Here is an 11,430-nt window from a genome sequence, read left to right on the forward strand (position 1 = left end):
ATCGCAAAACATGAAGTGGGGGAATAGTCCGTCCCGGCCGAAGCATCGGCCGCCGGGGTGCCGCCTCAGCGCTCCGACAGGCTCACCGCGTCGGTCGTCAGTTGCTCGTCGCTGCCGCGGTCGGGCGAGCTGATGGCGACCTCCATCTCGCCCGGCGTGGCCTTGCCGAAGAAGGACGAGAACGACACCTCGGCGGCGTCGCGGCCGACCCCGATGCGGATCAGCCCGTCCAGCGCCGCCTTGCGGGTCGCGTCGAACAGGTACCAGCGCCCGCCCAGGAAGGCCTCGAAGGTGGCGTGGAAGTCGGGAGGGTCGAGCCGGAACGCGTAGGCGCTGACATAGCGCGCCGGAATGTCCATCGCCCGGCACAGGGTGATGCCGAGATGGGCGAAGTCGCGGCAGACGCCGGCATGGTCGATGATGGTATCGACCGCCGAGGTCGTCCCGTGTGAACTTCCCGGCAGGTATTCCAGGTTGTCGTGAATCCAGTTGCAGATCGCCGTGACCCGCTGGTGCCCGGGCGCGAACTCGCCGAACTGCCGGGACGCGAAGGCGCGCAGCCGGTCGGACTGGCAGAACCGGGACGGGTTCAGGTGCGGCAGCACGTCCAGCGGCAGGTCGATCGGCGCCACCTGGCCGATGCCGGCGGGGTCCTCGACCAGGGGATCCAGGTCCACGTCGGCGTGGTACCGGACCAGCAGCTTGCCGGGAGGGGCCACGACCTTGAAGAAGCGGTTGCCGGACTCGCCCATGGTGAAGCGGTCGATCTCGCGCCCGCCGTCCAGGTCCAGGTGCTCGTCCAGGATCACCTGGCGGTCGAACTGCGCGGGCTGAATGTTGAAGAAGCAGACCGTTTCTTCCTCGACGTCGTAACCCAGCTTGCAGCTTACAGAATACTTCATGACGGCCTCCGCGCGACGCGCACCAGTTGGAACGGCGTCAAAACGCCGATGGTGCGCCGCGGTTCCCTCGCGAAGCGGTCCTAACCCGTATCCGCGCCCTACAGGTCACCCAGGACCAGCTGCTTTCCGTCTTCCTTGAGCTTCCGGACCGGCTTTTCCGGCGGCTTGGCGGCCTGCCGGACGGCGCGCGTCGCCTCCGCCAGCTTCGCTCCCGCATCGGCGGCGGATTTCTTCGCGACCGACTTCCTGGAACCGGCCGCCTTCTCAGGCTTGGCCGGCTTGTCCGGTTTGGGCGCCTTCTCCGGCTTGGCCGCCTTGCCGATGCCCCTGGCCGCCCGGTCCAGCGCGGCGTCGCGGTCCAGCGCCTCGGGTGACTGGGGATCGCCGCTCAGCCATTTGCCGCGCTTGATCACCTCGTTGACGCGACCCTGGTTGACCCCGACCTTGAAGGCGATTTCCTGCTGCGTCATCTTGGTCTTTTCATGAAGATCGAGGATCTCGCGCGCCAGTTCGGGCGTCATCTTGCGTCCCGTTATTCGCCGGGCCGGCGCCACGGACCGCTTCGCACGGTCGCGGTCCTTCAGTTTTTCCAGGACGGCGAGGGCGGAGTCCATCCCCTGCTCGCGCAATGCTTCCTCGAATTCCTTGAGTGTCGTCATGCCAGGCACACTCCCGAGTCATCGACGCCGAATTCATAATCGAATTCACCGGGACCGTCCGCGCGAACGGCTGCTTCCCAGGCCGAATATTAGGTGTCTTCCGCGCTGATCAACAAGGGGGAATCGGAACAGTTGCGGAACGCCGGCGATCACTGCGCCGTCATGCCGCTGCCGGCAGCTCGACCGTCACCGTCGTGCCCAGCCCGGGAGCGCTGTCGATCCGCAGCCTGCCGCCCTGGAGCCCGACCAGGGCGTCCACGATGGGAAGCCCCAGCCCGGTGCCCTGGCCGGCGCTGGAATAGATGTTGAACGACTGCTCGAAGGGCTTGAGCAGCCTGGGGATCTCGGCCGGGTCCATGCCGATCCCGCTGTCGGCCACGATGAACCCGACGCGCCCGGGGTCCAGCCCGACGACCCGCAGGCTGATCATGCCGCCGGGGCTCGTGAACTTGACGGCGTTGGACAGCAGGTTCAGCAGGATCTGGCGCAGCGCCTGGGCATCGGCCATGCACCGGGGTGCCGGCGCCGGATCGTGGGCGATCGTGATCCGCTTGGCCAGGGCCGCGTGGCTGATGACCCGCAGCATCTCGTCGGCGATCGGGAGCGGATCGACCGGCGCCACCGCCACCTCCAGCTTGCCTGCCGACGCCTTGGAGATGTCGAGGATCGAGTTGATCAGCCCGAGCAGGTGCGTGCCGGAGGAATGGATGTCGCCCGCATATTCCAGGTACCTCGGGTGCCCCAGCGGGCCGAAGATCTGGCTGCGCTGAAGCTCGCTGAACCCGAGGATCGCGTTCAGCGGCGTGCGCAGCTCGTGGCTCATCATGGCGAGGAACTGTTCCTTGGCCCGGCTGGCGTCCTCCGACCGGTGAAGCGCCTCCTCCAGCTGCCGCCCGCGCTGCACCAGATCGCGGTTCAGCCGCTGGACCGCCATCATCAGCAGGCAGAAGACCAGCAGGATGCTGCTCAGGATGGACACCAGGAAATGCACGGCGTGCGCCGGATAGCGGCCCATATGGTCGGCCAAAGGCGGCTCGACCACGGTCGAGGCGGCCCGCGCCGCCAGGGTCAGCCCGGCCACGGCGAACAGCAGCGCCGCGGTCAGGGCGGTCGCCCGCATGCCGGGGCGGGCGACCCGCAGCAATTCCCGCGCGGTCAGCAGGCAGCCGGCGCACAGGACGATCGACAGGGCCACGATCCGGATCGACACGTCGTCCTGGACCAGGGTGAACCAGGCCTGGAACAGCACCAGCAGACCCGTCGCCGCGGCCGCGGCTCCCCAGCGCCCCGGCGTTCCCCCGAACTCGCGGACGCCGTTGTAGAAGAAAGCGAAGCTCAGCACGATCATGCCGTTGGAGACCAGGATCGCCGGAACCTGGGGAAGGGTGCCGCGCATCGTGGAGATCAGGGTGCTGGCGCCGAGCAGGAGCGTCGCGACGGTCCAGTGCCTCAGGCCGGGAAGGCTGCGGTGGGTCGACCAGAACACCAGCATCAGGCCCCCCAGGGCCACCGAAACCAGCGAATGCACCAGGACCAGCGTGAAGATGTCGATGTTCATCGGGGCGAGCTTTCAGGGACCCCGCACCTGATAACTCAGAATGAAACAATTTCATACGGATACTAAATGTATAGCTTCCGGAACCGCCGCCGGCTCAGAACCAGTGCTTCACCTTGAGCAGCAGCAGGGTCGCCACCGCCGAGGCGACCATCAGCAGCAGGACCCACAGGAAGGAATGCCCGTCGTGGGTGCCGGGCAGCCCGGCCACGTTCATGCCGAAGATGCCGGTGACCAGGGTCATGGGCAGGAAGATCAGGGTCACGATCGACAGCCGGAACAGGTTGCGGTTCCCCTCCTCGGCCAGCTTGGCGTACAGTTCGTCCTGAAGCACCTTGGCGCGGTCCTCGGCGGCGCCCAGGTCCTCGGCGACCGAGGAGAAGCGGTCCACCGCCTCCCGCAGGTCGTAGGTGTCGTCGGACGACCACCAGCCCGGCGGGTGGCTGAGCAGCCTCGCCAGCGCCTGGCGCTGCGGCAGGAGCTGCCGGCGCAGGCTGACCGCCTGCCGGCGCAGGGATCCCAGCTGGCTGCGCAGGTCGGCGGAGGAGCCGGCCAGCAGTGCGTCCTCGATCTCGTCCAGGGAATCGGCCATCCCCTCGATCACCTTCTGGAAGCTGGCCGCCAGATGGTCGATCAGGGCGCCGATCAGCTCGCCGGTGCTGGCCGGCCGGAACCCGTTCCGGATGTCCAGCCGAAGCTTGTCCACCGCGGTCAGCGGATGGTTGCGCGAGGTGATCAGCATCGTCCGCGTGAACCAGACATGCAGGGTGCCGATGTCGCCGCTCTGGCCGGAAAAATCATGCTGCACGTCGCTCAGCGTGCCGATCAGCCCGTCCTCGCAACGCTCGAACCGGGGACGCACGTCCTCGATCGAGACCAGCACCTCGCGCGCGGTCTCCGGCAGGTGGCCGCGCTCGGCGATCCAGGTCCGCATCGGCCAGACGGCGATGTTCAGGTGGGCCCAGACGAAGCCGTCCGGCGTGCGCAACAGGTCGGCCAGCACCGGCAACGACAGCTCCCGCGCCGTGCCGTCCGGGCCGAAGCCGTAAGCGCAGATCAGCCCGTTGGCGAGGGTATCGGTCATGGCACGCGCGCCGCGTCGGTGGAGGCCGGAGAGGTCGGTTATCTCTTGCCGCAGATGAACGGCGATGGAAACAGATATTCTCGACTCAACCGCTTCCGTCCCTGCGGATCGTCAATGCAAGGGATCGGCAGGCCGGAACCGGTGCCGCCCGGAACGGAATGACCCGGGAGTCGCGATCGGTCACGCCGCCTGGAAATGACCCAGGCTGAGATCCAGTTTGACCTGCGAATACGGCACGACGGGCCGGACCGCTCCGCCCGGCTCCTTTCTCAGTTGCACTAGGCCGTAACGCTCCATGGTGTGGAGCGTTCTGGAAAGGTTGCCGATCTTGCGCCCGGACAGGGCGGCCAGCTCGGTCATGGATCGCGGTTTCGCCTCCGAGATCAGTTCGAGCAACAGCTTGTTCCTGGTGGACAGAACCTGGGCCAGTGACTCGATGGAGGTGAACCAGATCTTCGGCTCTTCCGCGGTCGTCTTGATATCTCCGCGGACGATCGCGAGTGTCCGCGCCTGGATTTCCTCGCGCGAAGCGATCCCGATCCTCAGAACATGCTCTTCATTCTTCACGGCACGCCCTCCTCCTTGAGGATCGCATTGACGTCATTCCAGAAATCTCCGAGGAGAGATTGGGCATCTGAATAAAGGTAAGATGCCGTTTTCCCGCGCAAATGACGATGATCGAAATTTCCCGGATCCGCTTTCGCGGCGCTCCGCCCGGTTCGTATCGGATGGGCATTGTCATAGCCCATCATCCGGCTACCATCCGGGTGGTGCAAAGTAAGGCTATAGCTGATGCCGTAAGGCCTTTCCTGGTCTGGGGGAATGGCTTGGGCGACTATTTTAACCCAATACCCTCCTCCCATTTCCAGGATGGATCCATGCAAATCCAGCAGTCCCTCCATGCCCGGATCGGTTCTGCATTCTCCGTCATCTCTCTGAAGGGACTTATGAGGAGATGATAATATGGGCAAACTGCGGCTCCCAGCGAATTCTCAACGACTTTGATGCGAGTCCAAGTTCGTTGAGTTCCGGGAAAGCATCTCCCTCCATACTAGCGTCTTCATCCTGGATAATCCAAGCGGTTGCCGTTTCCGTGCCGCTCCGAGGACCGTTCAGAACGGAATCCCGACCCGCCAGCGCGTCGGGCTGGCGCTGCCGCCCTTGACCTCCACGTTGGGGGTCGGGACGGCGCAGGCCGCCAGGAGGACGGACAGGGCCAGGGCGGCCAGGAAGACCCCCAGGCGCGTCATTCCGCCGCCGATTCGGCCGTGGCCTTGCGCCGGGGAACCGCGGGCTTCTTCTGCCGGGAGCGCGCCCGGCTGCGCTCCGCCGCGGAGAACCGGCCGCTGTCCGCCTGGGCCTCGGCGATCGGGTCGCTCAGCGCGGTCAGGACCTTCTCGCGGATCTGGGCCAGCTTGCTCTCGTGCGAGATTTTCAGCCCGAACACGTCCTTCACATAGAACACGTCGATCGCCTTCTCGCCGTAGGTCGAGACCTTGGCCGAGGAGATCTGGAGGCTGAGGTTGGTCAGCGCCCGGGTCACGTCGTACAGCAGTCCCGGCCGGTCGCGGCCGTTCAGCTCGATCACGGTATGGGTGGTGCTGGCCTTGTTGTCGATCAGCACCCGCGGCGGCACCTTGAACACCCGCGTGCGGTTGTTCAGCGTCGGCTTGCGCTTCGCCAGCTCCTGCAGGGGGCGGAGCTGGCCCGACAGGGTGCGCTCGATCATGACCGCCAGCTTGGCCAGCTTGTCGCCGCTGTCGAACGGCCCGCCGGCGACGTCCTGCACGGAAAAGACGTCCACCGCCATGCCGTTGGTCATGGTGAAAATCTTGGCGTCCAGGATGGTGGCGCCGGCCAGCGCGAAGGCGCCGGCCAGCCTGGAGAACAGGCCCGGATGGTCATGGGTGTAGATCGTCACCTCGGTGACCGCCCGGCCGCGGTCGATCCGGGTGTCCACCGTCAGCGGCGCGCCGTCCCGGTCGGCGTTGCGCATCAGCCGGGCGTGGCGGGCGTGGGTCTCGGGGTCGAAGCTGAGCCAGTAGGCCGGATAGCCGTGGGCCAGGTGGCTCTCGATCTCGGCCTCGCTCCAGTCGCCCAGCAGCCCGCGTAGCGCCGCCTGGGCGGCGTTGACCCGGCGCTCGCGCCGCTGCGCGCTGACCACGCCGGACATCAGGTCCTCGGCGCGGTGGTACAGCTCGGACAGCAGGGTGGCCTTCCAGGCGTTCCAGCGGCCGGGGCCGACCGCGCGGATGTCGGCGGTGGTCAGCACCAGCAGAAGCCGCAGCCGTTCCGGCGACTGGACCAGCTCGACGAAGTCGCGGATGGTCTTCTCGTCCTCCAGGTCGCGCTTGAAGGCGGCGTCCGACATGGTCAGGTGCCAGCGGACCAGCCAGGCGACGGTCTCCGTCTCCTCGGCACTCAGGCCCAGGCGCGGGCACAGCTTCTCCGCCACCTTGGCGCCCAGCACGCTGTGGTCGCCGCCGCGCCCCTTTGCGATGTCGTGCAGCAGCATGGCGACGTACAGCGCCCGCCGCGACACCAGCTTGTGGATCACCTCGCTGGCCAGCGGCAGCTCGTCTTTCAGCCCGCCCGACTCGATGTCGTGCAGGATGCCCAGCGCGAACAGCGTGTGCTCGTCCACGGTGAACACGTGGTACATGTCGTACTGCATCTGGGCGACGATCCGGCCGAAGTCGGGCACGAAGCGGCCCAGCACGCCGGCCTCGTTCATCCGGCGCAGCGGCACCTCCGGGTCCTTGCGCGAGGTCAGCATCTCCAGGAACAGGCGGTTGGCATCATGGTCGGCCCGCAGCTTCGGCCCGACCACGCCCAGCGCGCGGGTCAGCGCCCGCAGCGCGTTGGGGTGGATGTCCAGCCCGTTGACCTGGGCCACGTGGAACAGCCGGACCGTGTCCGCCGGGTTGTCCTTGAACTGCCGGTCGTAGCGCACGTTCAGCCGCTCGCCGTCCAGCAGGAAGCCCTCGATGTCCTTGCGCGCCAGGGCGATGCGCAGCAGGCTGAAGCGCGGCTGGCGCTTGGCCTCCGCCTCCAGGTTGGCGCAGAAGATGCGGGTCAGGTCGCCGACATCCTTGGCGATCAGGAAATAGTGCTTCATGAAGCGCTCGACCCCGATCAGCCCGGCATGGTCCACATAGCCCAGCCGCCGGCTGATGTCGGCCTGCACGTCGAAGGTCAGCCGGTCCTCGCCCCGTCCGGCCAGGTAGTGCAGGTGGCAGCGCACGGTCAGCAGGAAGTCCTGCGCCTTGGCGAACTTGGCGACCTCCTCCTCCAGCAGGACGCCCTTGTCCAGCAGCTCGGAGACGTCGTCCACCTGGTAATAGTATTTGGCGATCCAGAACAGGGTCTGGAGGTCGCGGAGCCCCCCCTTGCCCTCCTTGATGTTGGGCTCCAGCACGTAGCGGCTGTCGCCCAGCCGGCGGTGGCGGGCGTCGCGTTCGGCCAGCTTGGCCTCGATGAAGGCGGGGCCGGTTCCGGTCGCGATCTCCTTGGTGAAGCGGCGGCGCAGCTCGGCGAACAGCTTCTCCTCCCCGTGGAGGAAGCGCGACTCGAGCAGGCTGGTCCGGATCGTCACGTCGCCCTTGGCCTGCCGGATGCACTCGTCCACCGAGCGGACGGCATGGCCGACCTTCAGCCCCAGGTCCCACAGCATGTAGAGCATGTATTCGAACACCTGCTCCACCCGCGGCGTCCGCTTGTAGGGCAGCATGAACAGCAGGTCCACGTCCGAGAAGGGCGCCATCTCGCCCCGCCCGTAGCCGCCGATCGCGACCAGCGCGAAATGCTCGCCCGAGGTCGGGTTGGCGACGGGGAAGATGCTGCCGGCCGTATGTTCGGCCAGCGCCCGGATCACCTGGTCCATCAGGTAGGCGTTCTGGCGCGCGCAGTCGGTGCCGGTCCCTCCCGCCTCCAGCCGCCGCCGGACCTCGGCGCGGCCGTCGTCCAGCGCCTTGCGCAGCGCCGCCAGGGTATGGGGGCGCAGGGCTGTGCCCGTGCCGTGCTGTTCGACCAGGGACTGGAGCTCGGCGGCCAGGCGCCGCTTGGAGACGATGGCCCGGCGATCGGGGATGGTTTCGGAAAGGCTCAGCATGTCGATTCAACGCGCTCGCGGTCTGGACGGCACCGTCCGACCGGCTCGTTCCGGCGGGACCACACCCTGTTCACCCGATATATGGGCCATACCGTAAAGAATTTGACCCCGCCTTGGCGGCAAGGGTGCCATTCCCGTTCCATTGCCCTGTCCCGTCACCCCGCCGCGGCCGCCGCCAGCCTTTCGCCCAGCCCCGCGCGCAGTTCCTCATGGCCGCATTTCGGGCAGGCGGCGGGGTGGCAGGCGCGGCAATATTCCTTGCCGCAGGCGGGGCAGGGGGCGAGCCCGGGCGGGCCGACCAGGTGGAGCGCCTCGTCGCACACCAGCCGGGCGTCCGCCGTGCCGTAGGCGAACTCGTCCGGCGTCAGGGCGCCGTCGGCGGGCAGGGCCGACAGGCGTTTGGCCGCCTCCCGCCGCAACCCGTCATGGTAGTCGTAGAGCCTGCCCGCATCGCGCTCGAAATGCCGCCTCATGCCGCGCACGAACGGCTCGATCAGGGCCTGGATGCGCGGCGGCGCCATCCGCTCCAGCCGCTCCGCCAGCATCTCCGCCGGCCAGTCGGCGGGAAGCGCCGTTCCCGGCGGGACCTGCGGCGCCCCTTCCTCGATCTGTTCCGCCAGCCGCTGCCACAGCCGGCCGAACATCCCGTCCAGCATGCTGCCGTTGGCGAGGTTGAAGCCCAGCCGCAGGACGCTGTCGCGCTTCTCGTCGGACAGGGCGGTGCAGCGGAAGGTCAGCAGCAGGTAGCGGGTCCAGGCCGGGCTGACCCGGATCAGGCGCCACGTCGCGTTCTCGAGCTGAAGCCCGTGCTCGACGATCCTTTCCGGGGCGTTCAGCGGCGGCACCTCCGGCGCCGCGACCAGCCGGGCGTGCCGGCCATGCTCGCCGAGCAGCCGGCCTCCGGCGGGGCCAGCACGTCCAGCCCCTCCGGCTCGACCGGTTCGACCACGGCGCCGGTCTCCTCCAGGAGATCGGCCACGAACCGCTGCAGCTCACCCATTTCCCGTCCCCGCCACCCCCCGGAAAATCACCGGCGCGCCGGATTGTCCCTTGCCAGGCGAGGGTGAAGCGGGGACACAGTCAGTTCCTTGCACTCACTAACTAATTTCAGAGGAACACCGGTGGACGCGAGCGTGGAACCCAGGCATTTCGGCGCGCTTTCCGGCGAGGGCGCGACGCCGGCCGCCCGGCGCACCATCGCTTTTCTCTGCCTTGCCTACATCCTCGCGACGCTGGCGATCCTGCCGTTCGCCGACAGGCCGGGGCCGGTGCTCCCGGCCATCACGACGACCTTCGGGGCCGGCGTGATGATCGCGGACCTGTGCACGGCGTTCCTGCTGCTCGCCCAGGTCCGCGCGGCCCGGTCCCGGTCGCTGCTCCTGCTGTCCGCGGCATATCTCTACAGCGCGGCGATGGCGCTCCTGCATGTCCTCACCTTCACCGGCGCGTGGATCCCGGACCAGCCCCTGATCGGAACCCCCCAGTCGGTCGGATGGCTTTTCATCGCCTGGGTGCTGGGATTCCCGGCCCTCGTCCTGGCCGCCATGGTCACCGAGGCCCGTTCGGGAGGCGGCGTGATCGCGGCCGACCGGGTGGAGCGGGCGATCGCCCTCACCCTGGCCGCGGTCCTGGCGGCCGTCGTCCTGCTGGCGCTGGCCGCCACGACCGGGCAGGGCTGGATACCCCGGCAGATCCAGGGCAACGTCTTCGCCACCTGGGGCAACGCGGCCCAGTGGACGTCGGTCGCCCTCTCGGCGGCCGCCTTCCTCGTGCTCTGGCGGATCACGCGCGGCCGCAACGTGCTGTTCGGCTGGCTCGGCCTTGCCCTGGTCGCCTTCGCCGCCTCCAACGCGCTCGCCGTCGCCGGCGGCGCCCGCTACACGATCGGCTGGGACCTGAGCCGGCTCAGCGGGTTCATCTCGGCCAGCCTGCTGCTCGTGTTCTTCCTCGGCCAGTTCGCCAGGCTCCACCGGTCACTGGCAAGCGCGCTGGTCCGCCTGAGCGACGCCAACGAGACGCTCGAACGCCGGGTCGCCGAGCGCACCGCGGAACTCGAGGACACGAACCGGCAGCTGCGCAAGGCGCTGGACGAGCGGAGCCTGCTGCTGCGCGAGGTCTATCACCGCGTCAAGAACAACCTCCAGGTCATCGACGGCATGATCGCCATCCAGTCGCTGGGCTGGGAGGGTTCCCCGACCGAGGAGCTCCTGAACGATCTCCGCCGGCGAATCAACGCCCTCGGCCTGGTCCACCAGCAGCTGATGACGTCGGACGATCTGGCGACCTTCGACATCCGCCCCTTTCTCGAAGAGCTCAGGGGCAACCTGTCGACCCTGGGCGGCGGCGCGCGCCACGGCATCGACATCTCCGTCGAGGCCGACGCCCTGCGGGTGGACCTGGACTTCGCCATTCCCCTCGGCCTGATCGTGACCGAACTGGTCCAGAACGCCCTGAAGCACGCTTTCCCCGACGGCGGCAGCGACGGCCGCAGGATCCAGGTCGGCCTCCGGCGCTGCCCCGGGGAGCGGCTGTTGCTGTCCGTCCACGATAACGGCAGGGGCGGAAGCGACGGGCGAAATCATGGAACCATGTCGGCAAGCAAAGGGTTGGGCCTGAGTATCGTGCAGGCCCTGGTGGTCCAATTGGAGGGTGAAATGGCCGTATCCGGCGCCGACGGACTCAGGGTGGAGGTGCGGATGCCGGCACCCGAGGTCGGGCAATGACGGACGGGGGCGGCTGCGTCCTCGTCGTCGACGACGAGCAGATGATCGCAATGAGCCTGACCATCACCCTGCAGTCGATGGGGCTCCGGGTCTGCGGAACGGCCGCCACCGCCGCCAAGGCCGTCGAGCTGGCCCAGACGCACCGCCCCTCCCTCATCCTGATGGACGTGCGGCTGAAGGGAAAGACGGACGGCGTGGACGCCGCGATCGAGATCCACCGCCACCGCCCCACGCCGGTCATCTTCATCACCGGATCGCGGGAGCCCGAGACCGTGGAGCGCATCCACCGTGACCACCCCGCGGCGCTCCTGTTCAAACCCATCCTCCCCGGCAACCTGAGGGAGGAAGTGGACCGGGTGCTCAACAGGGGCGCCGAGGGTCCCTGACGCGGCGCGC

At 68.0% G+C, this 11,430-nt stretch carries 12 protein-coding genes; 2 read left to right on the top strand and 10 right to left on the bottom strand.

Annotated elements, in window-relative coordinates; all coding sequences use genetic code 11:
• Positions 1–65: 65 nt before the first annotated feature.
• The 10 genes from JL100_RS29095 to JL100_RS29140 form a co-directional block, all read right to left on the bottom strand.
• The gene (locus tag JL100_RS29095) at positions 66–902 is read right to left on the bottom strand and encodes a transglutaminase-like domain-containing protein (RefSeq protein ID WP_202680856.1); all 837 of its coding nucleotides are present in this window, start codon (positions 900–902) and stop codon (positions 66–68) included.
• A gap of 98 nt (positions 903–1,000) precedes the next feature.
• Positions 1,001–1,561, bottom strand: a complete 561-nt coding sequence (locus tag JL100_RS29100) for a hypothetical protein (protein WP_202680857.1) — start codon at positions 1,559–1,561, stop codon at positions 1,001–1,003.
• A gap of 160 nt (positions 1,562–1,721) precedes the next feature.
• A complete protein-coding gene (locus tag JL100_RS29105) occupies positions 1,722–3,119 on the bottom strand; it encodes a sensor histidine kinase (RefSeq protein WP_202680858.1) in 1,398 nt (465 codons plus the stop codon).
• Between the two features lie 94 nt (positions 3,120–3,213).
• Complete coding sequence (locus JL100_RS29110) at positions 3,214–4,200, bottom strand: CorA family divalent cation transporter (RefSeq protein WP_202680859.1); 987 nt, start codon at positions 4,198–4,200, stop codon at positions 3,214–3,216.
• Between the two features lie 180 nt (positions 4,201–4,380).
• A complete protein-coding gene (locus tag JL100_RS29115) occupies positions 4,381–4,767 on the bottom strand; it encodes an HVO_A0114 family putative DNA-binding protein (RefSeq protein WP_228420971.1) in 387 nt (128 codons plus the stop codon).
• The gene (locus tag JL100_RS29120) at positions 4,764–5,102 is read right to left on the bottom strand and encodes a toxin-antitoxin system TumE family protein (protein WP_202680860.1); all 339 of its coding nucleotides are present in this window, start codon (positions 5,100–5,102) and stop codon (positions 4,764–4,766) included. The genes JL100_RS29115 and JL100_RS29120 overlap by 4 nt, the downstream gene beginning before the upstream one ends.
• A gap of 210 nt (positions 5,103–5,312) precedes the next feature.
• Entirely contained in the window at positions 5,313–5,450 is a 138-nt protein-coding gene (locus JL100_RS29125) for a hypothetical protein (RefSeq protein ID WP_202680861.1), read from the bottom strand.
• Positions 5,447–8,311: a [protein-PII] uridylyltransferase gene (locus tag JL100_RS29130; protein WP_202680862.1), complete on the bottom strand. Its 2,865-nt coding sequence runs from the start codon at positions 8,309–8,311 to the stop codon at positions 5,447–5,449. The genes JL100_RS29125 and JL100_RS29130 overlap by 4 nt, the downstream gene beginning before the upstream one ends.
• Before the next feature lie 155 nt (positions 8,312–8,466).
• Complete coding sequence (locus JL100_RS29135) at positions 8,467–9,156, bottom strand: hypothetical protein (protein WP_202680863.1); 690 nt, start codon at positions 9,154–9,156, stop codon at positions 8,467–8,469.
• Positions 9,144–9,311 (bottom strand): hypothetical protein, encoded by a 168-nt coding sequence (locus JL100_RS29140; RefSeq protein ID WP_202680864.1) that lies wholly within the window; start codon positions 9,309–9,311, stop codon positions 9,144–9,146. Before JL100_RS29140 ends, JL100_RS29135 begins: the two co-directional genes overlap by 13 nt.
• A gap of 121 nt (positions 9,312–9,432) precedes the next feature.
• Here JL100_RS29140 and JL100_RS29145 point away from each other — a divergent pair, with 121 nt between their 5' ends.
• Together JL100_RS29145 and JL100_RS29150 are read left to right on the top strand one after the other, a co-directional pair.
• Positions 9,433–11,034: a sensor histidine kinase gene (locus tag JL100_RS29145; RefSeq protein WP_202680865.1), complete on the top strand. Its 1,602-nt coding sequence runs from the start codon at positions 9,433–9,435 to the stop codon at positions 11,032–11,034.
• The gene (locus tag JL100_RS29150) at positions 11,031–11,420 is read left to right on the top strand and encodes a response regulator (protein WP_202680866.1); all 390 of its coding nucleotides are present in this window, start codon (positions 11,031–11,033) and stop codon (positions 11,418–11,420) included. Before JL100_RS29145 ends, JL100_RS29150 begins: the two co-directional genes overlap by 4 nt.
• Positions 11,421–11,430 lie beyond the last annotated feature (10 nt).

Origin of the sequence: Skermanella mucosa, from assembly GCF_016765655.2 — a bacterium.
Taxonomy (GTDB): domain Bacteria; phylum Pseudomonadota; class Alphaproteobacteria; order Azospirillales; family Azospirillaceae; genus Skermanella; species Skermanella mucosa.

What these genes read in the sequence shown, in the direction of transcription:
- JL100_RS29095 (WP_202680856.1), bottom strand. Translation starts at nt 902, where the DNA reads ATGAAGTATTCTGTAAGCTGCAAGCTGGGTTACGACGTCGAGGAAGAA.
- JL100_RS29100 (WP_202680857.1), bottom strand. Translation starts at nt 1,561, where the DNA reads ATGACGACACTCAAGGAATTCGAGGAAGCATTGCGCGAGCAGGGGATG.
- JL100_RS29105 (WP_202680858.1), bottom strand. Translation starts at nt 3,119, where the DNA reads ATGAACATCGACATCTTCACGCTGGTCCTGGTGCATTCGCTGGTTTCG.
- JL100_RS29110 (WP_202680859.1), bottom strand. Translation starts at nt 4,200, where the DNA reads ATGACCGATACCCTCGCCAACGGGCTGATCTGCGCTTACGGCTTCGGC.
- JL100_RS29120 (WP_202680860.1), bottom strand. Translation starts at nt 5,102, where the DNA reads ATGGAGGGACTGCTGGATTTGCATGGATCCATCCTGGAAATGGGAGGA.
- JL100_RS29125 (WP_202680861.1), bottom strand. Translation starts at nt 5,450, where the DNA reads ATGACGCGCCTGGGGGTCTTCCTGGCCGCCCTGGCCCTGTCCGTCCTC.
- JL100_RS29130 (WP_202680862.1), bottom strand. Translation starts at nt 8,311, where the DNA reads ATGCTGAGCCTTTCCGAAACCATCCCCGATCGCCGGGCCATCGTCTCC.
- JL100_RS29140 (WP_202680864.1), bottom strand. Translation starts at nt 9,311, where the DNA reads ATGGGTGAGCTGCAGCGGTTCGTGGCCGATCTCCTGGAGGAGACCGGC.
- JL100_RS29150 (WP_202680866.1), top strand. Translation starts at nt 11,031, where the DNA reads ATGACGGACGGGGGCGGCTGCGTCCTCGTCGTCGACGACGAGCAGATG.